This window comes from Streptomyces sp. NPDC006798 (genome assembly GCF_040635975.1).
GTDB lineage: Bacteria > Actinomycetota > Actinomycetes > Streptomycetales > Streptomycetaceae > Streptomyces.
Genome location: NZ_JBEYIS010000009.1, coordinates 161,237 through 185,550 on the forward strand (window position 1 = coordinate 161,237; position 24,314 = coordinate 185,550).

At 69.5% G+C, this 24,314-nt stretch carries 19 protein-coding genes and 1 tRNA gene; 12 read left to right on the forward strand and 8 right to left on the reverse strand.

Features of this window, described 5'->3' with window-relative positions:
• The first annotated feature begins 78 nt into the window (after positions 1 to 78).
• Entirely contained in the window at positions 79 to 1,578 is a 1,500-nt protein-coding gene (locus tag ABZ714_RS08625; protein ID WP_358824408.1) for an MFS transporter, read from the forward strand.
• Positions 1,579 to 1,721: 143 nt separating this feature from the next.
• On the forward strand, positions 1,722 to 2,777 hold the full coding sequence (locus tag ABZ714_RS08630) for a UDP-N-acetylmuramate dehydrogenase (RefSeq protein WP_358824409.1): 1,056 nt from the start codon (positions 1,722 to 1,724) through the stop codon (positions 2,775 to 2,777).
• A gap of 388 nt (positions 2,778 to 3,165) precedes the next feature.
• On the opposite strand, the gene ABZ714_RS08635 is transcribed toward ABZ714_RS08630, so the two are convergent.
• Positions 3,166 to 4,191 carry an adenosine deaminase gene (locus ABZ714_RS08635; protein WP_358824410.1) on the reverse strand — a complete coding sequence of 342 codons (1,026 nt, stop codon included), beginning with the start codon at positions 4,189 to 4,191 and terminating at the stop codon, positions 3,166 to 3,168.
• A 129-nt stretch (positions 4,192 to 4,320) separates the two neighbouring features.
• Complete coding sequence (locus tag ABZ714_RS08640) at positions 4,321 to 5,547, reverse strand: pyridoxal phosphate-dependent aminotransferase (RefSeq protein ID WP_358824411.1); 1,227 nt, start codon at positions 5,545 to 5,547, stop codon at positions 4,321 to 4,323.
• Between the two features lie 310 nt (positions 5,548 to 5,857).
• Between ABZ714_RS08640 and ABZ714_RS08645 the strand changes: the two genes are divergently transcribed.
• The 10 genes from ABZ714_RS08645 to ABZ714_RS08690 all read left to right on the forward strand — a co-directional run bounded on the left by ABZ714_RS08645 (position 5,858) and on the right by ABZ714_RS08690 (position 19,537).
• Positions 5,858 to 5,930 (forward strand) — tRNA-Trp (locus ABZ714_RS08645).
• Positions 5,931 to 6,040: 110 nt separating this feature from the next.
• On the forward strand, positions 6,041 to 6,322 hold the full coding sequence (secE, locus tag ABZ714_RS08650) for a preprotein translocase subunit SecE (protein ID WP_358824412.1): 282 nt from the start codon (positions 6,041 to 6,043) through the stop codon (positions 6,320 to 6,322).
• Positions 6,323 to 6,415: 93 nt separating this feature from the next.
• Positions 6,416 to 7,345, forward strand: coding sequence for a transcription termination/antitermination protein NusG (nusG, locus tag ABZ714_RS08655; protein WP_358824413.1), 930 nt, complete (start codon positions 6,416 to 6,418; stop codon positions 7,343 to 7,345).
• 157 nt (positions 7,346 to 7,502) lie between these two features.
• The gene (gene rplK, locus ABZ714_RS08660; RefSeq protein WP_003956479.1) at positions 7,503 to 7,937 is read left to right on the forward strand and encodes a 50S ribosomal protein L11; all 435 of its coding nucleotides are present in this window, start codon (positions 7,503 to 7,505) and stop codon (positions 7,935 to 7,937) included.
• 260 nt (positions 7,938 to 8,197) lie between these two features.
• Positions 8,198 to 8,920 (forward strand): 50S ribosomal protein L1, encoded by a 723-nt coding sequence (rplA, locus tag ABZ714_RS08665; RefSeq protein WP_358824414.1) that lies wholly within the window; start codon positions 8,198 to 8,200, stop codon positions 8,918 to 8,920.
• A gap of 164 nt (positions 8,921 to 9,084) precedes the next feature.
• Complete coding sequence (locus ABZ714_RS08670) at positions 9,085 to 10,032, forward strand: hypothetical protein (protein WP_358824415.1); 948 nt, start codon at positions 9,085 to 9,087, stop codon at positions 10,030 to 10,032.
• Between the two features lie 322 nt (positions 10,033 to 10,354).
• Positions 10,355 to 10,885 carry a 50S ribosomal protein L10 gene (gene rplJ / locus ABZ714_RS08675; RefSeq protein ID WP_358824416.1) on the forward strand — a complete coding sequence of 177 codons (531 nt, stop codon included), beginning with the start codon at positions 10,355 to 10,357 and terminating at the stop codon, positions 10,883 to 10,885.
• A 108-nt stretch (positions 10,886 to 10,993) separates the two neighbouring features.
• Positions 10,994 to 11,380 carry a 50S ribosomal protein L7/L12 gene (rplL, locus tag ABZ714_RS08680; protein ID WP_358824417.1) on the forward strand — a complete coding sequence of 129 codons (387 nt, stop codon included), beginning with the start codon at positions 10,994 to 10,996 and terminating at the stop codon, positions 11,378 to 11,380.
• 656 nt (positions 11,381 to 12,036) lie between these two features.
• Complete coding sequence (gene rpoB / locus ABZ714_RS08685) at positions 12,037 to 15,519, forward strand: DNA-directed RNA polymerase subunit beta (protein WP_358824418.1); 3,483 nt, start codon at positions 12,037 to 12,039, stop codon at positions 15,517 to 15,519.
• Positions 15,520 to 15,616: 97 nt separating this feature from the next.
• Positions 15,617 to 19,537, forward strand: a complete 3,921-nt coding sequence (locus tag ABZ714_RS08690) for a DNA-directed RNA polymerase subunit beta' (protein ID WP_358824419.1) — start codon at positions 15,617 to 15,619, stop codon at positions 19,535 to 19,537.
• Between the two features lie 147 nt (positions 19,538 to 19,684).
• Here ABZ714_RS08690 and ABZ714_RS08695 read toward each other — a convergent pair whose 3' ends face one another.
• From ABZ714_RS08695 to ABZ714_RS08720, 6 genes are all read right to left on the reverse strand, one after another.
• A complete protein-coding gene (locus ABZ714_RS08695) occupies positions 19,685 to 19,966 on the reverse strand; it encodes a hypothetical protein (RefSeq protein ID WP_358824420.1) in 282 nt (93 codons plus the stop codon).
• Positions 19,953 to 20,231 (reverse strand): hypothetical protein, encoded by a 279-nt coding sequence (locus tag ABZ714_RS08700; protein WP_358824421.1) that lies wholly within the window; start codon positions 20,229 to 20,231, stop codon positions 19,953 to 19,955. Before ABZ714_RS08700 ends, ABZ714_RS08695 begins: the two co-directional genes overlap by 14 nt.
• Before the next feature lie 47 nt (positions 20,232 to 20,278).
• Positions 20,279 to 21,193 carry a peptidoglycan-binding protein gene (locus ABZ714_RS08705; RefSeq protein WP_358824422.1) on the reverse strand — a complete coding sequence of 305 codons (915 nt, stop codon included), beginning with the start codon at positions 21,191 to 21,193 and terminating at the stop codon, positions 20,279 to 20,281.
• 227 nt (positions 21,194 to 21,420) lie between these two features.
• Positions 21,421 to 22,137 (reverse strand): hypothetical protein, encoded by a 717-nt coding sequence (locus ABZ714_RS08710; protein WP_358824423.1) that lies wholly within the window; start codon positions 22,135 to 22,137, stop codon positions 21,421 to 21,423.
• Positions 22,137 to 23,249, reverse strand: a complete 1,113-nt coding sequence (locus ABZ714_RS08715; protein ID WP_358824424.1) for a hypothetical protein — start codon at positions 23,247 to 23,249, stop codon at positions 22,137 to 22,139. Before ABZ714_RS08715 ends, ABZ714_RS08710 begins: the two co-directional genes overlap by 1 nt.
• On the reverse strand, positions 23,246 to 24,313 hold the full coding sequence (locus ABZ714_RS08720; RefSeq protein ID WP_358824425.1) for a hypothetical protein: 1,068 nt from the start codon (positions 24,311 to 24,313) through the stop codon (positions 23,246 to 23,248). Before ABZ714_RS08720 ends, ABZ714_RS08715 begins: the two co-directional genes overlap by 4 nt.
• Position 24,314: the final 1 nt, after the last annotated feature.

A 24,314-nucleotide genomic window follows, 5' to 3' on the forward strand; every position in this document is an offset into this window, starting at 1 on the left:
GTGACGCATGCCTGGGGTGACGCATGCCCGGAAAAGTTAGTGATCAATAACTAATTAAGTTTGCCGGAGGAGAGAGACATGTCCGCACCGAAGACGAAGGACCGGACGGCGCGACAGCGGCCCCGGGACCCGCGTACCGCGCGCTGGACCCTGATCGTCACCAGCGTCGCCGGATTCATGGCCGCCCTCGACAACCTCGTGGTCACCACCGCCCTCCCGGCCATCCGGAACGATCTCGGCGGCGGCCTCGCCGACCTCGAATGGACCGTGAGCGCCTACACCCTCACCTTCGCCGTACTGCTGATGCCCGGCGCCGCGCTCGGCGACCGCTTCGGACGGCGCCGGCTGTTCATCGCCGGAATCGGGGTCTTCACCGTCGCGTCCGCCGCCGCCGCCGCGGTCGCCCCCGGGATCGACGCCCTGATCGCCGCGCGGGCCCTCCAGGGCGTCGGCGGCGCGATCATGATGCCGCTCACCCTGACCCTGCTGGCCGCCGCCGTCCCCGAGGCCCGCCGGGGCGCCGCGCTCGGGATCTTCGGCGCAGTCACCGGAGTCGCCGTCGCCTGCGGCCCCCTCGTCGGCGGCGTCCTCACCGAACACCTGTCCTGGCAGTGGATCTTCTGGCTGAACGTCCCCGTCGGCGCGGTACTGATCCCCCTCACCCGGCTGCGGCTCGCCGAGTCGTACGCCCCCGCCGCCCGGCTCGACGTCCCCGGCACCCTGCTGGCCGGCGGCGGCCTGTTCGGCATCGTCTACGGGCTGGTCAGCGGCCATGTCGAGGGCTGGACCAGCACCCCCGTCCTGGGCGCGCTGACCGTCGGGACCCTGCTGCTCGCCGCGTTCGTCCGGCACGGCGCGGTCGCCGCCCACCCCGTACTGCCCATACGGCTCTTCCGCGACCGGGGCTTCGCCGCGATCAACGCGGCGAGCACCCTGATGTTCCTCGGGATGTTCGGCTCGATCTTCCTGCTCAGCCAGTACCTCCAGAACGCCGTCGGCTACTCGCCCACCGAGGCCGGGCTGCGGATGCTGCCGTGGACCGCGATGCCCCTGGTCGTCGCGCCCTTCGCCGGAGCGCTCTCGGACCGGATCGGCGGCCGCCCCGTCGTCGTCGCCGGGCTCGTCCTCCAGTCGGCCGGGCTGGCGCTCTACGCCCTCGTCCTCGACCCGGGCATGTCGTACGCGGCCCAGCTCCCGGCGCTGATCGTCGGCGGATTCGGCATGGCCCTCTTCTTCGCCCCCGCCATGAGCGTCGTGATGTCCGCCGTCCGCCCCGCCGAACAGGGCATCGCCTCCGGCGCCAACACGGCATTGCGGGAGGTCGGCGGCGCCCTCGGGATCGCGGTACTCGGCGCGGTCTTCGCCGCCGCGGGCGGCTACGGCTCCCCGCGCGCCTTCACCGACGGGGTCGTCCCGGCGCTCCGGATCGGCGCGGGCGCGGTGGCCGTCGCGGCGCTCGCCGCACTTCTGATCCCGCGCGGCTCCCGGACTCGTACGGTGCCGGCGGCCGGGCCCGAGCCGGTGCCCGCGACCGGTCCGCAGGCCGTCGAGCGGGCCCGGGAGCGGGCCGGCGTCTGAGCGGAGCCCGTACGGTACGGAGCCCTTCCGGCCCCCGGCCCGTACGGTACGGAGCCCTCACCCGGCGTCCGTACCGTACGGGCCGCACCGGCTCGGGCCCGGGGACGCGCGGGGACCCGGCGCCGTTTCGTACCCTTGTCCGCGTGCAGGAACTCCATGACGCCCCCCTCGCCCCCCTGACCACCTTCCGGCTCGGCGGCCCGGCCGCCCGCCTGCTGACGGCCACCACCGACGACGAGGTGGTCGCCGCGGTCCGCGAGGCCGACGCCACCGGCACACCGCTGCTGGTCATCGGCGGCGGCAGCAACCTGGTGATCGGCGACAAGGGCTTCGACGGTACGGCCCTGAAGATCGCCACCACCGGCTTCCGGCTCGACGGCACCCGGCTCGAACTCGCCGCGGGCGAGAACTGGACCGACGCGGTCGCCCGGACCGTCGCCGCCGGACTCGCGGGCGTCGAATGCCTCGCGGGCATCCCCGGCTCGGCGGGCGCCACGCCGATCCAGAACGTCGGCGCGTACGGCCAGGACGTCTCCAGCACCATCACGGAGGTCGTCGCCTACGACCGGCGCGCGGGGGAGACCGTCACCCTGACGAACGAGGAGTGCGCCTTCTCGTACCGCCACAGCCGCTTCAAGGAGCGGCCCGACCGCTATGTCGTGCTGCGGGTCAGGTTCGGACTGGAGGACGCGGGCGGGCTCTCCGCGCCGCTCCGGTACGCCGAGACCGCCCGCGTCCTCGGCGTCGGCGCCGGTGAGCGCGCCGACCTCGAAACCGTCCGCCGTACGGTGCTCGCGCTCCGCGCCGGTAAGGGCATGGTCCTCGACCCCGACGACCACGACACCTGGTCCGCGGGGTCCTTCTTCACCAACCCGGTCCTCGACGACACGGCGTACGAGACATTCCTCGGCCGGGTCCGGCACCACCTCGGCGCCGACGCCGTGCCGCCCGCCTACCCCGCGGGCGAGGGCCGCACCAAGACCTCGGCGGCCTGGCTGATCGACAAGGCGGGCTTCACCAAGGGATACGGCACCGGCCCGGCCCGGATCTCCACGAAGCACACCCTGGCCCTGACGAACCGCGGCGAGGCCACGACGGAGGATCTGCTGGCGCTGGCCCGGGAGGTCGTGACGGGCGTCCGGGACGTCTTCGGCGTCACCCTGGTCAACGAACCGGTCACGGTAGGCGTCCAGCTCTAGGTGTGCCTGGCCGCGCAGGTGCGGCGCCCTGATGTCCGGGCCGCGCCCGGCGGCCTGATCTTGTTCGCGGCCTGCGGACCGTGGCTGGCTCGTCGCGCAGTTCCTCGCGCCCCTGAACGCTCTCCCCAGCACCGTCCCTGAAAGGGGTCCCGCCCCCCGGGAAGACCGCGAAGAGGGGCTGGCCTCTTTCCGAGTGCGGCCAGGAGGGCAACCCAGGTGGCGCTGGGGGTCCCCCATCGCCGGAGGCATAGGGGGCGGAACCGCGCGAGCGACCACCGACTGCGCGCGGTCGCCCGACAACACCCGCTCGGCCGGGCGGATGGCGCGGGCTCCACCGGAGGGCCAGAGCGACCGGCCCTCGGGGCGCGGCGGGCCCGGGCGCGGCGGGCTACGCCGGGGTGGCGAGCCAGGTGTCGACGGACGAGAGCAGGCGGGCGCGGACCGGCTCCGGCGCCGCCGACGCGGTGATCGACTGGCGGGCCAGCGTCGCCAGCTCCTCGTCCGTGAAGCCGTGGTGCCGCCGCGCCAGCTCGTACTGCGCCGCCAGCCGCGACCCGAAGAGCAGCGGATCGTCCGCGCCCAGCGCCATCGGCACCCCCGCCTCGAACAGGGTCCGCAGCGGGACGTCCTCCGGCTTGTCGTAGACGCCCAGCGCCACATTCGACGAGGGGCAGACCTCGCAGGTCACCTCGCGTTCGGCCAGTTTCCGCAGCAGCCGGGGGTCCTCCGCCGCGCGGACTCCGTGCCCGACCCGGGCGGCCCGCAGGTCGTCGAGGCAGTCGCGGACCGACGCGGGGCCGGTCAGTTCGCCGCCGTGCGGGGCGGCCAGCAGCCCGCCGTCCCGGGCGATCGCGAAGGCCCGGTCGAAGTCACGGGCCATGCCCCGGCGCTCGTCGTTGGAGAGCCCGAAGCCGACGACGCCGCGGTCGGCGTACCGTACCGCCAGCCGGGCCAGGGTCCTGGCCTCCAGCGGATGCTTCATCCGGTTCGCGGCGACCAGGACGCGCATCCCGAGCCCGGTCTCCCGGCTCGCCGAGTCCACCGCGTCCAGGATGATCTCCAGCGCCGGGATGAGACCGCCGAGCATCGGCGCGTACGAGGTGGGGTCGACCTGTATCTCCAGCCAGCCCGACCCGTCCCTGACGTCCTCCTCGGCCGCCTCGCGCACCAGCCGGCGGATGTCGTCCGGTTCCCGGAGGCAGGATCGGGCGATGTCGTACAGCCGCTGGAAACGGAACCAGCCGCGCTCGTCGGTGGCCCGTAGCTTGGGGGGCTCGCCGCCGGTCAGCGCGTCGGGCAGATGGACGCCGTACTTGTCGGCCAGTTCGAGCAGTGTCGACGGCCGCATCGAGCCCGTGAAGTGGAGATGCAGATGGGCCTTGGGGAGCAGGCTGACGTCACGTACGCGTTCCATTCTCGGATCCTGCCGTAATGCCGGGCCGCTCGGCAGCCGTTTTCCCTGATCGGGCGCTTGCCCGAACGAAAGAACGGCCCCGGGGAGCGGAGAGTTCCGCGCCCCGGGGCCGTCCGGCGGCCGGACGGGTCAGTCCCGCGCCTCCGCCAGCAGCTTCTGGATCCGCGACACGCCTTCCACCAGGTCGTCGTCGCCGAGCGCGTACGACAGCCGCAGATAGCCGGGGGTGCCGAACGCCTCACCGGGTACGACGGCGACCTCGACCTCGTCGAGGATCAGCGCCGCCAGCTCGACCGAGGTCGCCGGGCGCTGTCCCCGGATCTCCTTGCCGAGCAGAGCCTTCACCGAGGGGTAGACGTAGAACGCGCCCTCGGGCTCCGGGCAGACCACACCGTCGATCTCGTTGAGCATCCGGACGATCGTCCGGCGGCGGCGGTCGAAGGCGGTCCGCATCTCGGCGACGGCCTCCAGATCGCCGGAGACCGCGGCCAGCGCCGCGACCTGGGCCACATTGGAGACGTTCGACGTGGCGTGCGACTGGAGGTTGGTCGCGGCCTTGATCACGTCCTTGGGGCCGACGATCCACCCCACGCGCCAGCCGGTCATGGCGTACGTCTTCGCCACCCCGTTCACCACCAGGCACCGGTCGCGCAGACCGGGCACGACGGTGGGCAGGGACGTGAAGGCCGCGTCGCCGTAGACCAGGTGCTCGTAGATCTCGTCCGTCAGCACCCAGAGGCCGTGCTCCTCGGCCCAGCGGCCGATCGCCTCGGTGTCCTCACGGCTGTAGACCGCGCCGGTCGGGTTGGAGGGGGAGACGAAGAGGACGACCTTGGTCCGCTCGGTCCTGGCGGCCTCCAGCTGCTCGACGGAGACCCGGTAGCCGGTGGTCTCGTCGGCCACGACCTCGACCGGGACACCGCCCGCGAGCCGGATGGACTCCGGGTACGTGGTCCAGTACGGCGCCGGGACGATCACCTCGTCGCCAGGGTCGAGGATCGCCGCGAACGCCTCGTAGATCGCCTGCTTCCCGCCGTTGGTCACCAGGATCTGCGCCGGATCGACCTCGTAACCCGAGTCCCGCAGCGTCTTCTCGGCGATCGCCTTCTTCAGCTCGGGCAGCCCGCCGGCCGGGGTGTAGCGGTGGTACTTCGGCGTCCGGCAGGCCTCGACGGCCGCTTCGACGATGTAGTCGGGGGTCGGGAAGTCGGGCTCGCCCGCGCCGAAGCCGATCACCGGACGCCCGGCGGCCTTGAGGGCCTTGGCCTTGGCGTCGACGGCGAGGGTCGCGGACTCGGAGATCGCGCCGATGCGCGCGGAGACCCGGCGCTCGGTGGGAGAGGATGCAGCGCTCATACCGTCCATCGTCCCAGACGCCAAACCCTTGCGGCACAGGTGTTCCGAGGCCCGGACACCGGGCGGGCCGGGACCGGCCCCGCGGTCCCGCCGGACATTCCGCCGGGTGCCTCCGCGGGCATCGCGCCGGACGTCCCGCCGGGGGCGGCCGGACCGGCCGGGGAGGCCCTCACGTGCGGGTGAGCAAGACCCCCTGGCGCGTTGTCTGTTCGACGTCGGCTCCCGGAACACGTACACTCACTCGTCGTTGGCCCTCGCCCGACGGTTTCACCGGATCACCCGGGGATGCTGTAGGTTGGGGGAGCCACAAAGGGTCGTAGCTCAATTGGTAGAGCACTGGTCTCCAAAACCAGCGGTTGGGGGTTCAAGTCCCTCCGGCCCTGCTACACACACACCTTCGCCAGGATGTGTGCGCATGTACGCAGATTCATTGAACGCCGTGCGGCTCCACCGGGCGCGGCACGGCCACGACCCGGGAATCAGGTGAAAGAAAGTGACGGACGCCGTGGGCTCCATCGACACGCCTGATGCCGAGGACGAGGCTCCTAAGGAGAAGTCCCGCAAGGGCGGCAAGCGCGGCAAGAAGGGCCCCTTCGGCCGTCTCGCGCTTTTCTACCGGCAGATCGTCGCCGAGCTCCGTAAGGTCGTCTGGCCTACGAAGAGCCAGCTGTCGACGTACACGACCGTGGTCATCATCTTCGTCGTCATCATGATCGGCCTGGTGACCGTGATTGACTATGGGTTCAAGGAAGTCGTCGCGTACGTCTTCGGCTGATCCCGCGACAAGGGCGGCGTCACCGGTGTACGTACCGGGGCGGCGTCCTTTCCGCATGTTCCACCCATCTGTATCCAGGAAGAAGCAGCCACCGTGTCTGACCCGAACCTGAACGAGGCCGTCGAGCCGGACGACGCGAGCTTCGAGTCCGTGGAGTCCGCCGAGGACGAGCAGGACATCGTTGAGGCTGCTGACTCCGCCGACCCGGACGAGGCTGAGGCCGCCGACGCCGCCGCCGGTGAGCCGGCCGAGGAAGCCGCTCTGCACGTCGAGGACGACGCGAGCGACGCCGAGGCCGCCGCCGACGAGAGCGACGACGCCGCCGAGGGCGACGACGACACCGCCGGTGCCGACGAGGACGAGGCCGCCGACGCCGACGCCGTCGTCGAGGCGGCCGAGGAAGCGGTCGACCCGATCGCCGCGCTCCGCGAGGAGCTGCGCGCCCTCCCCGGCGAGTGGTACGTGATCCACACGTACGCCGGGTACGAGAAGCGGGTCAAGGCCAACCTGGAGCAGCGCGCCGTCTCGCTCAACGTCGAGGAGTTCATCTACCAGGCCGAAGTGCCCGAGGAAGAGATCGTCCAGATCAAGAACGGCGAGCGCAAGAACGTCCGCCAGAACAAGCTTCCCGGCTACGTCCTGGTCCGGATGGACCTCACCAACGAGTCCTGGGGCGTCGTCCGGAACACCCCGGGTGTCACCGGCTTCGTGGGCAACGCCTACGACCCGTACCCGCTGACCCTGGACGAGATCGTGAAGATGCTCGCCCCGGAGGCCGAGGAGAAGGCCGCCCGCGAGGCCGCCGAGGCCAAGGGCGAGCCGGTTCCGTCCCGCAAGGTCGAGGTCCAGGTGCTGGACTTCGAGGTCGGCGACTCGGTCACCGTCACGGACGGCCCGTTCGCCACCCTCCAGGCCACGATCAACGAGATCAACGCGGACTCGAAGAAGGTCAAGGGTCTCGTCGAGATCTTCGGCCGCGAGACCCCGGTCGAGCTGAGCTTCGACCAGATCCAGAAGAACTGACTCAGAGCTTCCGACCAGGTCAGGACGTCCCCTCGGGGCCGTTCTGACCTGTCGGTTTTTAACCGTACGGCTATACCCGTTATCGTTGTGCGGTATGCCTCCATCCGGATGGATCGGATGGAGTGCCGAAAACTCTCACTAGGACCCGGAGAGAGCAATGCCTCCCAAGAAGAAGAAGGTCACGGGGCTTATCAAGCTCCAGATCCAGGCCGGCGCGGCCAACCCGGCTCCGCCGGTCGGCCCGGCCCTGGGTCAGCACGGCGTCAACATCATGGAGTTCTGCAAGGCCTACAACGCCGCGACCGAGTCGCAGCGTGGCATGGTCGTGCCGGTGGAGATCACGGTCTACGAGGACCGTTCCTTCACCTTCGTCACCAAGACTCCGCCTGCCGCCAAGCTGATCCTCAAGGCCGCTGGTGTGGACAAGGGCTCCGGCGAGCCGCACAAGACCAAGGTCGCCAAGCTCACGCGCGACCAGGTCCGTGACATCGCCACGACGAAGATGCCGGACCTGAACGCGAACGACCTGGACGCCGCGGAGAAGATCATCGCGGGTACGGCTCGTTCGATGGGCATCACCGTCGAGGGCTGACGAACGAACTCGCGTAGTGGCCGGCCGAGGTACGAGGCCGTCCGCGTAGCGAGTGAGTGAGGAAGCCCGAGTGAAATCGGTGCGGGATCGACGAACGAACTCGCGTAGTGGCCGGCCGAGGTACGAGGCCGTCCGCGTGGCGAGTGAGTGAGGAAGCCCGAGCGGAAGATGCCGCGGGCTGAGCCCCATGACCTCTTGAGTGGTAGGACCAGCGCTGGTCCGGACCACGACTCCACACCCTGAAACACACAGGAGCAGCAGTGAAGCGCAGCAAGACTCTCCGCGCTGCGGACGCCAAGATCGACCGGGAGCGTCTGTACGCCCCCCTCGAGGCCGTCCGTCTCGCCAAGGACACCTCGTCCACGAAGTTCGACGGCACCGTCGAGGTGGCCCTGCGGCTGGGCGTCGACCCCCGCAAGGCCGACCAGATGGTCCGTGGCACCGTGAACCTTCCGCACGGCACCGGCAAGACCGCCCGGGTCCTGGTCTTCGCGACCGGTGACCGTGCCGAGGCCGCGCGTGCCGCGGGCGCCGACATCATCGGCGCCGACGAGCTGATCGACGAGGTCGCGAAGGGCCGTCTGGACTTCGACGCCGTCGTCGCCACCCCGGACCTCATGGGCAAGGTCGGCCGTCTCGGCCGGGTGCTCGGTCCGCGTGGTCTGATGCCGAACCCGAAGACCGGTACGGTCACCCCGGATGTCGCGAAGGCCGTGACCGACATCAAGGGCGGCAAGATCGAGTTCCGGGTCGACAAGCACTCGAACCTGCACTTCATCATCGGCAAGGTCTCCTTCGACGAGACCAAGCTGGTGGAGAACTACGGGGCGGCGCTGGAGGAGATCCTCCGTCTGAAGCCGTCCGCCGCGAAGGGCCGCTACATCAAGAAGGCGACCCTGACCACCACGATGGGTCCCGGCATTCCGCTGGACTCCAACCGCACCCGCAACCTCCTCGTCGAGGAGGACCCGGCTTCCGTCTGATCGGACGGTAGTCGCGGGTTCACGCAGGGCTGACGGACCGGTCCCCGTACCTCTTTCGAGGTACGGGGACCGGTCCGTTTACCGACGAACGGCCGATCGGTGCTGTCAGTCGTATGAGTTACCGTTTCAAGAGTTCACAGCAGAGAAATAAAAGGGGCGGGGACATGAGCAAGTCCATATGGAGGCGTGCGGGCCTTTCGCTGACGGCCGTGGCCGTGATCGCCGGTGCTTCGGCCTGTGGCGGCGAGGACGACAAGAAGAAGGCCGCCGACAACGGCTCCCAGACGAAGATCCAGTCGGGCGCCGAGGTCACCAAGGTCCTCCAGGCCGCGTACAAGAAGACCGAAGAGGCGAAGACCGCCAAGGTCAACATGGTCATGACCATGCCGAAGATGGGCGATGAGCCCGGCGGTCAGATGACGATGGACGGCGTCATGGGGTGGGACCCGATGATGATCGACGTCACGGCCAAGGGCGCGGCCCTCACGGCCGGTGCCGGCGCGGGCGGGCCCGAGCAGATCCGTATGGTCTGGCTGAAGGACGTCATGTACATGGACATGGGCGCCGCGGCGGCCAAGGAAATGGGCATGGACGGCAAGCGCTGGATGAAGATGGACCTGGCCGCGCTGGCCAAGGAGTCCGGCGACCCGGCGATTCAGAAGCAGCTCACCGGCGGTCTGGACAGCATGGACCAGAGCCCGGCCGAGCAGCTCGCGGTGCTGCTGGAGTCCAAGAGCATCAAGCACGTCGGTCCCGCCAAGGTGGGCGGCGTCGACACCCAGCACTACAAGGGCACCATCTCGGTCGCCGAGATGCTGAAGGCCAACAAGTCCCTGGTGCTCGACGAGACCGAGCGCAAGCAGCTGACCGACGGCATGAAGGAAGCCGGGATCACCTCCTACGACACCCAGGTCTGGGTGAACGGGGACGGCTTCCCGGTCAAGATGGACGTCTCCATGGCCACCAAGGAGGGTCCGGTCAAGATGGTGTCCAACTACACCGACTACGGCACCAAGGCGTCGGTGACGGCTCCGCCCGCCAACCAGACCTTCGACTTCGCGGCCATGCTGAAGGAGATGGGCGCGGCGATGGAGGAGGGGGCGACCTCGTAAAGTCTCCCTTCCGGTGCGCGCACCGACCCGATCGCCTTCCGTCCGGATCCCGGGCGGGAGGCGATTTGCGTCGGCTCGCCCCCGTCGCGTACGCTTCCCTGGAAGCCAAAGACCGCTGGTTGTTGCCGCGCGCTCGTAAGAGGTCGCGGCGGCCGAAGGATCCGCTAGCTGCGGACGGCCCGCGCAGGTGATTATGGAGCAGCTCCCGGATTTCCATCCGGTCGAGCCACGCCCCGTGCGCCTGCGCCGGGGCGTTTCGTTTTGCCCAGTCTCCTCCTTCGGGTCCGCGCGGTCCTCATCACCCGGAAGGAGGCCGACGCCCATGGCTAGGCCCGACAAGGCTGCCGCGGTAGCCGAGCTGGCGGACCAGTTCCGCGGCTCGAGCGCCGCCGTGCTGACCGAGTACCGGGGTCTCACCGTGGCGCAGCTCAAGCAGCTGCGCCGTTCTCTCGGTGAGAACGCCCAGTACGCCGTGGTGAAGAACACGCTGACCAAGATCGCGGCCAATGAGGCCGGGATCACTTCGCTCGACGACCTGTTCAACGGTCCGACGGCGGTTGCCTTCGTCACCGGTGACCCGGTGGAGTCGGCGAAGGGTCTTCGTGACTTCGCCAAGGACAACCCGAACCTGATCATCAAGGGCGGCGTGCTCGACGGCAAGCCGCTGTCCGCCGATGAGATCAAGAAGCTCGCGGACCTCGAGTCCCGCGAGGTTCTGCTCTCGAAGCTGGCGGGTGCCATGAAGGGCAAGCAGTCGCAGGCTGCCTCCCTCTTCCAGGCGCTCCCGTCGAAGCTCGTCCGCACCGTGGACGCGCTTCGCGCCCAGCGCGACGAGCAGGGCGGTGCCGAGTAACTCGGCTCGCGTAATGACCGCCGCCCCCGGTGGCGGTCGCAGCGGGCCGAACGTACGCCCGCCTACATGTACATCCGGCACCAGCCGAATTAGTGGAAGGACGCCATCATGGCGAAGCTCAGCCAGGACGACCTGCTCGCGCAGTTCGACGAGATGACCCTCATCGAGCTCTCCGCCTTCGTGAAGGCCTTTGAGGAGCGCTTCGACGTCACCGCCGCCGCGGCCGCCCCGGTCGTCGTCGCGGGTGGTGTCGCCGGTGGCGACGCCGCCGCCGTCGAGGAGCAGGACGAGTTCGACGTCATCCTCACGGGTGCCGGCGAGAAGAAGATCCAGGTCATCAAGGTCGTGCGTGAGCTGACCTCCCTGGGTCTGAAGGAGGCCAAGGACCTCGTGGACGGCACCCCGAAGCCGGTCCTCGAGAAGGTCGCCAAGGACGTCGCCGAGAAGGCCGCCGAGTCCCTCAAGGCCGCGGGCGCGGCTGTCGAGGTCAAGTGACCTCAGCCCTCACCGGCACCCGCGGGGCGGCGCTTCGGCGCCGTGAGCGGACTGTGAGGCTCGTCTCGTCTCTGTAACGGGACACCGTCGAAGGGCGATCACCCTATTGGGTGGTCGCCCTTTGGCGTATCCGTGACGGTCGGGCCGTGCCGCCTTGCGCTGGGGCGTGCGGCGAGTATGGTGATCATCTCCGTGTGTCCCGGCCGTCCGGGAGGAGATTTCCGAGGCGGCGGTGTGTGGCTCCTCGTGCCTGGTCAGTGACGGTTTCGGTGGCCGGGCCGGGACAGGGGGCCTTGACGAACCGCACGCAGCGCGCAATTCTCAGGACGCGTCGTGACAACCGATCCGGATCCGAGGCATGGATCGGTGGCCGAGTGGGCAGTATCGATGTGCGCCTTCCGGGCGTGAGGGTTGATGCGGAGTTGAGAACAACGAGGGCAGCGAGGGTCTCGAAGAGCCCGCACTGGACATCAGTGTGCCAAGTGGCTACACTGACCCTTTGCGCTGCCTGTTAACTGCCTCCTGCCCGTCACCAGGGGCATCCCCTCGCATGAGCACACCGGGCCGAACCATCCCTGACCTGGGATTTCTCGGCCCTTGCCCGGCTTGGGACCGGTACGCGCGTAGTGAGTCCGAGCCCTCGGAAGGACCCCCTCTTGGCCGCCTCGCGCAACGCCTCGACCGCGAATACGAACAACGGCGCCAGCACCGCCCCGCTGCGCATCTCCTTTGCAAAGATCAAAGAGCCCCTTGAGGTTCCGAACCTCCTCGCGCTCCAGACCGAGAGCTTCGACTGGCTGCTCGGCAATGCCGCGTGGAAGGCTCGGGTCGAGGCGGCTCTGGAAAGCGGACAGGACGTCCCCACGAAGTCCGGTCTGGAGGAGATCTTCGAGGAGATCTCCCCGATCGAGGACTTCAGCGGGTCGATGTCGCTGACCTTCCGCGACCACCGTTTCGAGCCTCCGAAGAACTCGATCGACGAGTGCAAGGACCGCGACTTCACCTACGCGGCGCCGTTGTTCGTCACGGCGGAGTTCACCAACAACGAGACCGGCGAGATCAAGTCGCAGACGGTCTTCATGGGTGACTTCCCGCTGATGACGAACAAGGGCACGTTCGTGATCAACGGCACCGAGCGTGTCGTCGTGTCCCAGCTCGTCCGTTCGCCGGGCGTCTACTTCGACTCCAGCATCGACAAGACGTCCGACAAGGACATCTTCACCGCCAAGGTCATCCCGTCCCGGGGCGCCTGGCTGGAGATGGAGATCGACAAGCGGGACATGGTCGGTGTCCGTATCGACCGCAAGCGCAAGCAGTCCGTCACCGTACTGCTGAAGGCGCTCGGCTGGACCACCGAGCAGATCCTGCAGGAGTTCGGCGAGTACGAGTCCATGCGCGCCACCCTGGAGAAGGACCACACCCAGGGCCAGGACGACGCGCTGCTCGACATCTACCGCAAGCTGCGCCCGGGCGAGCCGCCGACCCGTGAGGCCGCGCAGACGCTGCTGGAGAACCTCTACTTCAACCCGAAGCGCTACGACCTCGCGAAGGTCGGCCGCTACAAGGTGAACAAGAAGCTCGGCGCCGACGAGCCGCTGGACGCCGGGGTCCTCACCACCGACGACGTCATCGCCACCATCAAGTACCTGGTGAAGCTGCACGCCGGTGAGGTCGAGACGATCGGCGAGTCCGGCCGTTCGATCATCGTCGAGACCGACGACATCGACCACTTCGGCAACCGTCGTATCCGTAACGTCGGCGAGCTGATCCAGAACCAGGTCCGTACGGGTCTGGCCCGGATGGAGCGGGTCGTGCGCGAGCGCATGACCACCCAGGACGTCGAGGCGATCACGCCGCAGACCCTGATCAACATCCGGCCGGTCGTCGCCTCCATCAAGGAGTTCTTCGGCACCAGCCAGCTGTCCCAGTTCATGGACCAGAACAACCCGCTGTCGGGGCTGACGCACAAGCGTCGTCTGAACGCCCTCGGCCCGGGTGGTCTCTCCCGTGAGCGGGCCGGCTTCGAGGTCCGTGACGTGCACCCGTCGCACTACGGCCGGATGTGCCCGATCGAGACGCCCGAAGGCCCGAACATCGGTCTGATCGGCTCGCTCGCCTCCTACGGCCGGATCAACGCGTTCGGCTTCATCGAGACGCCTTACCGCAAGGTCGTCGACGGCCAGGTCTCCGACGAGGTCGACTACCTGACCGCCGACGAGGAGGACCGCTTCGTCATCGCGCAGGCCAACGCCACGCTCGCGGACGACATGCGGTTCGCCGAGGCCCGGGTGCTGGTCCGCCGCCGCGGCGGCGAGGTCGACTACGTCCCGCCGGCCGAGGTCGACTACATGGACGTCTCGCCGCGCCAGATGGTGTCGGTCGCGACCGCCATGATCCCCTTCCTGGAGCACGACGACGCCAACCGTGCCCTCATGGGCGCGAACATGATGCGTCAGGCCGTACCGCTGATCACGGCCGAGGCGCCGCTGGTCGGCACCGGTATGGAGTACCGCTGCGCGGTCGACGCCGGTGACGTCATCAAGGCGGAGAAGGACGGTGTGGTCCAGGAGGTCTCCGCGGACTACATCACCGTCGCCAACGACGACGGCACCTACACCACCTACCGGGTGGCCAAGTTCTCCCGCTCCAACCAGGGCACCTCGGTCAACCAGAAGGTGATCGTCGCCGAGGGCGACCGGGTCGTCGAGAGCCAGGTGCTCGCCGACGGACCGGCCACCGAGGACGGCGAGATGGCGCTGGGCAAGAACCTGCTCGTCGCGTTCATGCCGTGGGAGGGCCACAACTACGAGGACGCGATCATCCTGTCGCAGCGCCTCGTCCAGGACGACGTCCTCTCCTCGATCCACATCGAGGAGCACGAGGTCGACGCCCGTGACACCAAGCTGGGCCCCGAGGAGATCACCCGGGACATCCCGAACGTCTCCGAGGAGGTCCTCGCCGACCTCGACGAGCGCGGCATCATCCGGATCGGTGCCGAGGTCGTCGCCGGCGACATCCTGGTCGGCAAGGTCACGCCCAAGGGCGAGACCGAGCTGACCCCGGAGGAGCGCCTGCTCCGCGCGATCTTCGGCGAGAAGGCCCGTGAGGTCCGTGACACGTCCCTGAAGGTCCCGCACGGCGAGATCGGCAAGGTCATCGGTGTCCGCGTCTTCGACCGCGAGGAAGGCGACGAGCTCCCGCCCGGCGTCAACCAGCTGGTCCGGGTCTACGTGGCCCAGAAGCGCAAGATCACCGACGGTGACAAGCTGGCCGGCCGTCACGGCAACAAGGGCGTCATCTCCAAGATCCTGCCGATCGAGGACATGCCGTTCCTGGAGGACGGCACCCCGGTCGACATCATCCTCAACCCGCTCGGTGTGCCGTCCCGGATGAACCCGGGACAGGTCCTCGAGATCCACCTCGGCTGGCTCGCCAGCCAGGGCTGGAAGGTCGAGGGCAACGAGGAGTGGATGGAGCGGCTGAAGTCCATCGGCGCGGACGACGTCCGCCCGGGCACCAATGTCGCCACCCCGGTCTTCGACGGCGCCCGCGAGGACGAGATCGCCGGTCTCTTCGAGTCGACGATCCCCAACCGCGACGGTGACCGCATGGTCCTGCCGTCCGGTAAGGCCCGGATGTTCGACGGCCGCTCCGGCGAGCCGTTCCCGGACCCGATCTCGGTCGGGTACATGTACATCCTCAAGCTCCACCACCTGGTCGACGACAAGCTGCACGCCCGGTCGACCGGCCCGTACTCGATGATCACCCAGCAGCCGCTGGGTGGTAAGGCCCAGTTCGGTGGCCAGCGCTTCGGTGAGATGGAGGTGTGGGCGCTCGAGGCTTACGGCGCCGCGTACGCCCTCCAGGAGCTGCTGACCATCAAGTCCGACGACGTCACCGGCCGAGTCAAGGTCTACGAGGCGATCGTCAAGGGCGAGAACATCCCCGAGCCCGGCATCCCCGAGTCCTTCAAGGTGCTCATCAAGGAGATGCAGTCCCTGTGCCTCAACGTGGAGGTGCTGTCCTCGGACGGTATGTCCATCGAGATGCGCGACACCGACGAGGACGTCTTCCGTGCTGCGGAAGAGCTCGGCATCGACCTGTCCCGGCGCGAGCCGAGCAGCGTCGAAGAGGTCTGACGGGTCCGGCCGGGGCTCCCTCACGAGCCCCGGCCGCCGCCCCCAGGACTCCGTACAGACCACTGAGAGACACAACCCTGAGAGGGATTGACGCATAGTGCTCGACGTCAACTTCTTCGACGAGCTTCGGATCGGCCTGGCCACCGCTGACGACATTCGTCAGTGGTCCCACGGAGAGGTCAAGAAGCCCGAGACCATCAACTACCGCACGCTCAAGCCCGAAAAGGACGGACTCTTCTGCGAGAAGATCTTCGGTCCGACCCGGGACTGGGAGTGCTACTGTGGCAAGTACAAGCGCGTCCGCTTCAAGGGCATCATCTGTGAGCGCTGCGGCGTCGAGGTGACCCGCGCCAAGGTGCGCCGTGAGCGGATGGGCCACATCGAGCTGGCCGCTCCCGTCACGCACATCTGGTACTTCAAGGGCGTCCCCTCGCGCCTGGGCTACCTGCTCGACCTCGCGCCGAAGGACCTGGAGAAGGTCATCTACTTCGCCGCGTACATGATCACGTATGTGGACGACGAGCGCCGGACCCGCGACCTGCCCTCGCTGGAGGCCCATGTCTCCGTCGAGCGCCAGCAGGTCGAGAACCGCCGAGACGCCGATGTCGAGGCCCGGGCCAAGAAGCTGGAAGGCGACCTGGCCGAGCTGGAGGCCGAGGGCGCCAAGGCCGACGTACGCCGCAAGGTGCGCGAAGGCGCCGAGCGTGAGATGAAGCAGCTGCGCGACCGCGCCCAGCGCGAGGTCGACCGCCTCGACGAGGTGTGGAACCGCTTCAAGAACCTCAAGGTCCAGGACCTGGAGGGCGACGAGCTGCTCTACCGCGAGCTGCGCGACCGCTTCGGTACCTACTTCGACGGTTCGATGGGCGCCGCCGCGCTGCAGAAGCGCCTGGAGTCCTTCGACCTGAACGAGGAGGCCGAGCGCCTCCGCGAGATCATCCGGACCGGCAAGGGCCAGAAGAAGACCCGGGCGCTCAAGCGCCTCAAGGTCGTCTCCGCCTTCCTCCAGACCAGCAACAGCCCCAAGGGCATGGTGCTGGACTGCGTCCCGGTGATCCCGCCGGACCTGCGTCCGATGGTGCAGCTGGACGGTGGCCGGTTCGCCACCTCCGACCTGAACGACCTGTACCGCCGGGTGATCAACCGGAACAACCGGCTGAAGCGTCTGCTCGACCTCGGTGCCCCCGAGATCATCGTGAACAACGAGAAGCGGATGCTCCAGGAGGCCGTCGACGCGCTCTTCGACAACGGCCGTCGCGGCCGTCCGGTCACCGGCCCGGGCAACCGTCCGCTGAAGTCCCTGAGCGACATGCTCAAGGGCAAGCAGGGCCGTTTCCGTCAGAACCTCCTCGGCAAGCGTGTGGACTACTCCGCGCGTTCCGTGATCGTCGTCGGTCCGCAGCTCAAGCTGCACCAGTGCGGTCTGCCGAAGGCCATGGCGCTGGAGCTCTTCAAGCCGTTCGTGATGAAGCGCCTGGTCGACCTGAACCACGCGCAGAACATCAAGTCGGCCAAGCGGATGGTGGAGCGCGGCCGTACCGTCGTGTACGACGTCCTCGAAGAGGTCATCGCCGAGCACCCGGTTCTGCTGAACCGTGCCCCCACCCTGCACCGTCTGGGCATCCAGGCGTTCGAGCCGCAGCTGGTCGAGGGCAAGGCCATCCAGATCCACCCGCTCGTCTGCACCGCGTTCAACGCGGACTTCGACGGTGACCAGATGGCCGTCCACCTGCCGCTGTCGGCGGAGGCCCAGGCCGAGGCCCGCATCCTGATGCTGTCCTCGAACAACATCCTCAAGCCGGCCGACGGCCGTCCCGTCACCATGCCCACCCAGGACATGGTGCTCGGCCTCTTCTTCCTCACCACGGACGAGGAGGAGCGCGAGGTGCGCGGCGAGGGCCGGTCCTTCGGCTCCACCGCCGAGGCGATCATGGCGTTCGACGCCCGTGAGCTCTCCCTCCAGGCCAAGGTCGACATCCGCTTCCCGGTGGGCACCATCCCGCCGCGCGGCTGGACCCCGCCGGCCGACGAGGACGGCGCCGTTGCCTCCGACGGGCTCGGCGGCACCTGGCAGCAGGGTGACAGCTTCCGGCTGAACACCACCCTGGGCCGGGCGCTCTTCAACGAGCTGCTGCCCGAGGACTACCCGTTCGTCGACTACTCCGTCGGCAAGAAGCAGCTCTCCGAGATCGTCAACGACCTCGCCGAGCGCTACCCCAAGGTGATCGTGGCGGCGACGCTCGACAACCTGAAGGCGGCCGGCTTCTACTGGGCCACCCGTTCCGGCGTCACCGTCGCCGTCACGGACATCGTGGTCCCGGAGGCGAAGAAGGAGATCGTCGCCTCGTACGAGGCCAAGGACGAGAAGATCCAGAAGCAGTACGAGCGCGGCCTGATCACCAAGCAGGAGCGCACGAACGAGCTGATCGACAACTGGACCCGCGCGACCAACGAGGTCGCCGAGGCGATGAACGCGAACTTCCCGAAGACCAACCCCATCTTCATGATGGTGGACTCGGGTGCTCGTGGAAACATGATGCAGATGCGTCAGATCGCCGGTATGCGTGGTCTGGTGTCCAACGCCAAGAACGAGACGATCCCGCGTCCCATCAAGGCGTCGTTCCGTGAGGGCCTGTCGGTGCTGGAGTACTTCATCTCCACGCACGGTGCCCGTAAGGGTCTCGCCGACACCGCCCTGCGTACCGCCGACTCGGGTTACCTGACCCGTCGTCTGGTGGACGTCTCGCAGGACGTGATCATCCGCGAGGAGGACTGCGGCACCGAGCGCGGCCTCAAGCTGGGGATCGCCGAGCGCGGCGCCGACGGCGTCCTGCGCAAGGCCGAGAACGTCGAGACGTCCGTCTACGCCCGGATGCTCGCCGAGGACGTCGTCGTCGACGGCAAGGTCATCGCGCCCGCCAATGTCGACCTCGGCGATGTGCTGATCGACGCGCTGGTCGCGGCCGGTGTCGAGGAGGTCAAGACCCGCTCGGTCCTGACCTGTGAGTCCGCGGTCGGCACCTGTGCCTTCTGCTACGGCCGCTCGCTGGCCACCGGCAAGCTGGTCGACATCGGTGAGGCGGTCGGCATCATCGCCGCCCAGTCCATCGGTGAGCCCGGTACCCAGCTGACGATGCGTACCTTCCACACCGGTGGTGTGGCCGGTGACGACATCACCCAGGGTCTGCCGCGTGTCGTCGAGCTCTTCGAGGCCCGTACGCCCAAGGGTGTCGCCCCGATCTCGGAGGCGGCCGGCCGCGTCCGGATCGAGGAGACCGAGAAGACCAAGAAGCTCGTCGTCACCCCGGACGACGGCAGCGACGAGACGGCCTTCCCGATCTCGAAGCGTGCCAAGGTCCTGGTGCACGAGGGTGATCACGTCGAGGTCGGCCAGCCGCTGACCTTCGGTGCGACCAACCCGCACGACGTGCTGCGGATCCTCGGCCAGCGGGCCGTCCAGGTCCACCTGGTCGGCGAGGTCCAGAAGGTCTACAACTCGCAGGGTGTGTCGATCCACGACAAGCACATCGAGATCATCATCCGGCAGATGCTGCGCCGGGTGACGATCATCGAGTCCGGCGACGCGGAGCTGCTGCCGGGCGAGCTGGTCGAGCGCTCGAAGTTCGAGACCGAGAACCGTCGTGTGGTCACCGAGGGCGGTCACCCCGCCTCCGGCCGTCCGCAGCTGATGGGTATCACCAAGGCGTCGCTGGCCACCGAGTCGTGGCTGTCGGCGGCGTCCTTCCAGGAGACGACCCGGGTTCTGACCGACGCGGCGATCAACGCCAAGTCGGACTCCCTGATCGGTCTCAAGGAGAACGTCATCATCGGTAAGCTCATCCCGGCCGGTACGGGTCTCTCCCGCTACCGCAACATCCGGGTCGAGCCGACCGAGGAGGCCAAGGCCGCGATGTACTCGGCCGTCGGCTACGACGACATCGACTACTCGCCGTTCGGCACCGGCTCCGGCCAGGCCGTTCCGCTGGAGGACTACGACTACGGTCCGTACAACCAGTGAGCCGACGCGGCGGAGCAGCCGGTTCCGGCTGAGCCGCCGCGCCTGAAGCGAGTCGAAGGGCGGTCACCCCGATCGGGGTGACCGCCCTTCGGGCTTTCCGGCTGTCGTCCTGTGGACCGGTGATCCGGTGGGTACGCGGCGCCGGGCTCAGCGGCCCGTCAGCTGCCAGACCGCGAGGCCGAGGCCGGCGCTCGCGGTGAGAGCGGTGACGCTGGCGAGCGGCCAGCGGGCCCGCTCCAGGGAGTCCAGCCGGGACTCCATGTCGGCGAGCTGCTTGTCGGTCTGGTCGCTCCGCTGGACCAGCAGGGCCAGGGATCCGTCGACCCGGGCGAAGCCCGCCTCCAGGGTGCCGCGGAGGCGTTCCAGCTCGACGGCGACGCCCGCCCGGGAGACGGGGTCGTGCCAGGGCGGGGGATCAGGGTCGGTCATCGGCACCTCCCGGGCCGGAGTCGGAGCCGTAGCCGGTGCGGGTGCCGGAGCCGTAGCCGGTTCCGCCGAGCCAGGCCGGGAGCAGCCGCTGTACGGCGTCGAGCGCCATCATCCTGGCCAGCCCGCCCGAGACGGCGAGGGCGGCGGCCACCCAGGGCAGGGTGCTCGGCAGTCCCGAGGCGTCGACGATCGCGGGCAGGGCCACGGCGATACCGACCGCGGTCTGGAGGACCGTACGGGTGGTCCGCCGGGTGGCTTCGGACATGACTGCCTCCTTCGTATCGCTTGGTATCGCTTTGTTTCGGAGCGGGGTTACGGGGTGTAGGGGACCTTGAGGGCCTGCCAGGAGGCGTGGCCGGGCCAGCCGTCGGCGTCCGTACCCCGGTAGCCGAGCTTGCGCTGCCAGCGGGCGTACGACCGCCGGTCCGCGTCGCTCCAGCGGGGCCCGGGGCCCACCGCGTAGTCGGAGCAGCCCTCGGCGATCAGCCGCCGCCCCATGGCGGTGATCACCGGGGAGCTGGGTCCGGCCCGGAAGAAGGCCGTACCGGGGAAGGGGTGGTGGCGCGGTGTGCCCGGCCCGGCGGCGGGCGGGGACCCCGGCTCGGCCGGCCGCTCGGCGAGGCGGCGGGCGATCGCGGTCCGCAGGTCGGGCATGGTGAATCCGCGGGGGTCCGGCTTCCGGTTCGACCACTCCAGATGGCCGATGACGCTCTTGGCGCTCCAGCCGTGGGCCCGGCAGAGCGCGGCCGAGGCCCGGACGATCGCCTCGACTTGGGCGGCGGGCCAGGGGTCCTTGCCGTCGCCGAGGTTGACGCATTCGAAGCCGTAGAAGTGCCGGTTGCCGTCGACGGCGCCCGGACTGCCCTGGTGCTCGCCGGTGGGCGGCGGCCGGGTGCCGTACCGCTCGGCCGCCACCGCGCGCAGTACGTCCGGGTCGCCGCCGCCCGCGTGGTTGGCCCGGCCGTGGCCGACCAGGTGGACGGTGCCGTCCTTGGCGATCACCCCGTGGCAGAGGGGCCCGGGGAGGTCGGGGCGGCCCCGGGAGCAGAGGGCGACCGTGGACGCCGTACCGGAGCTGACGGTGTGATGGATCATCACTCCGTTGACGGGGCCCCAGAGGCCGGTGTGATCGCGGTTGTGGGTGCGCCAGCCGGGGCGCTCGACGACCGTGACGCCCTCGGCGCGCAGGGCGGCGAGCAGCCGGGCGGCGGTGAGTGGGGTGGCCATGGGTTGTCCTTACGTCGGCGGATGACGGTCACCGGGGTCCGGCGGGGGCGCGGGGGCCGGTGGCAGCCGCAGCTCGCCGCCGGGCGGTACGACGGCCCCGGGACCGTCTCCACCGGGCGTTCCGATGACGGCGGCGGCGGGCGGGGGCGTCTCGGGTCCGGCCGCCGGGCTCGGAGCCGTAGCGGCGGGTCGTGGCCCGGAGCCCCGGGGGCGGCGGGGTGGCAGGGTCATGACTGACGGCCCTCCGCGTACAGCACGCCCACCGCCGCACGGCCCGTACCTGCGGTGACCCGGCCCTCCACATAGAGGTTGCTCCAGCTGTAGCCGGGGCTGCCGTGGAGGGCGGTCACCTCCTCGGTGAAGGCGGTACCGGTGGCCGTCACGACCTGGCCGAGCGGAGCGGTCGTACCGTCGGCGGCCAGGAAACGGACCCGGGCCTCGACGGTGGTGCCGGGGTCGGCCTGGACCCAGACGCCGACCGCGATCCGGGGGTGCTGGAGATACATGCCGCCCTGGAGTACCCGGGTCCAGTCGGCGGAGGTGATCGCGGCGGGTGCCGGATAGAGGGGGATCGGGACGTACGGCCGGGCCAGCCCGGCTCCGGCGGCGTCGTCGGCGACGACCACGGCCCCGGTCCGGTCCTGGACGCTCAGCGACTGGCGGCCGTCTCCGGAGCCGTACAGACCGAGGGCGAGGGTGCCGTCGTCCCGGCGGAACAGCGCACCCTGCTGTTGGCTGCCGTCGGCGTTGACCCCGATGGCGCCCAGGGTGATCAGCTCGGTGTCCGTACCGTCGCGGACACTGAGCCGCCCGGCGTCCGTCATGGTCAGGGCGCCGGTGACCGCGCCCTGGGCAGGGCGGGTGACGGCCGCCAGGGACACCCGGTCCAGCCGGCGGCGCAGATCGTGGATGAGATCGATGAGATCTTCGGGGAGGGCGGGCATCAGAGCGCCTCCAGAAAGAGTTCGGCGGTCTCGGGGCGGCCCCGCTGCGGTGGGGTGATCTTCACCCCGACCACGCGGAACCGCTGGTCGAGCCCGTCGGGGTGCCATTCGTCGGTGATCCGCAGCCGGACCGCCCGGCCGATCAGCTGCGGCGGTACCGGGATCCGCTCGTCCAGCCGTACGGTCACCTCGGGCACGGTGACCACCCCGTGGGCCTTCGCGAGCTGCGCCTTGGCCAGCCGGTACAGCCGGATCGGGTTCTTCACCTGCGGATGGTCGGAGCTGAGGTCGATCCGGGGGTAGCCGCCCTCGATCAGCCGGTGGGCCACGACCTCCGGCGAGATGATCGGGCGGCCCTCCTGGTTCGGGGAGGTGGTCTCCCGGGTGGCGCCCCGGGCCCGGGCGTGGGTGCCGCCCCGGGTGGCGTCCCGGGGGAAGGAGTAGGTGAGGATCGAGCCGGGCCGGTCGAGGACCAGATCGTCGCCCTCGTGCAGGAGCCGGGGGGAGCGCAGCCGGAGCCGTTTCGTCCGGACGCCGGTGTCCGGATCGCGGCCGACCTCGATGTAGTGCTCGAAGCCGTTCTCGGCGTCGGCGAGTTCCCGGATCGCCTCGTCGGCGATGATCTCGTCGCCGTTCCGCCAGACGACCTCGGCGGTCTCCCCGGACAGCTCGTCGCCGATCACGACGCCGATGTCGCCGCCCGCCGACCCCTGGAGATAACTCCACAGCTCGCGGACGAGGAGGAGTTCGTCCTGGGGCGCGGTGAAGGCGAAGTCCTGGCGGATCCGCCGCCGGGCCGGGTACGAGTCGAAGGTCGCGGCCTGGACGGTGAGGGCCGTCACGCCCTTGTCGTCGGCGGTGAGCGTCGAGGTCCACAGGATCCCGCCCCACCACAGGTCGCCGCCGCGCTCCAGATAGACGGCGGTCCGGCCGTCCTCGATCGCCCGGGCGCGCTCGGCGGTCCGGGCGTCGGGGATCGACAGGGTGCCGGTGAGCGATCCGGAGCGGCCGATGTAGTCGTCGACCTGGACGTCCCGCAGGGGGAGGGAGTCGATGGGCCGGTCGGTGCGCAGATCGCAGAACAGCACCCGGTAGGGGCTGACGGCCGTCATAGGGTGACCGCCGCCTCGTAGGTGCCGCTGCCGACGATGTAGTCGGTGGGCTTCCAGGTCCAGGGGTAGGTGCGGTCGACGATACCGACGACGGAGTGGGCACCGCCGCGCAGCCTGGCGGAGCTGAGGTGCAGTTCGAAGACGTCCAGTGTGGCGACCCGGATCCGGGCGGTGGCGCGGTCCGGCGGGGTCGGGACCTGGTCCTCGGCCAGGTTCACATCGCCGTAGCCGACGCAGTGGACGGTCCGGGCCGCCCGCACCGGCAGGCTGAAGCGCCAGTTGGAGTTGGTGCCGCTGCCGAAGGTGGTGGTGGTCCCGAAGGTGATCCGGAAGTTGAAGTGGACGGTGGACGCGATCTGGACGTAACGGCCCTCGACGTTCGCGTTGCCGAAGTTCGGGGCGGTTCCGGCGGTCGCGGTCCAGGTCGGCCGCCAGTCCTGCCAGGCCGGGATCCGCGGGTACGGGGCCCAGGCGGCGCCGTCCCAGCGCTCCAGCCGCTCGCCGCTGTCCCGGTACTGGCCCTTGTAGAGGCCGTTGAACCCGTGGGTGGGCACGATGCCGCCGAGCGCGGCGGTCGGGTAGCGGCGGTTCTCCACGGCCGTCGCCCAGGTGATCGATCCGGCGCTCTTGGGGACATTGACGACATAGAGCGGCAGGGAGTTGGCCGGGGCCTGCGGCTCGGCCGGCGCGGTGGGCGCCTCCTGGCCCTGGATCACCTTGATCACGGCCTGGGTGTTCGGGCCCAGGTCGAAGGGGCTGTCCTCGATGGCCAGCACGATCAGATCCTTGCGGTCGCCCGCGGCGGTGCCGGGGGCGATGGTGACGGTCTCCGGCTCGGTCACCGCGACCATGTACGCGCCCTGGAGTGCCGTGGTCTGGACGACGGCCCGGCCGGGATCGATCACGCACTGGAGGGCGCTGGTGCCCCGGATGTTGAGGCCGCCGGGGACGACACCGCCCCGGGAGGTCAGCTCACCGGTGGGGGTGAGCAGCAGGGACGTGACGAGCCGGGTGTCCTGCTGGGTCTGTCCGGTGGGGGCGTGCCAGACGCTGCGAATGGTCATG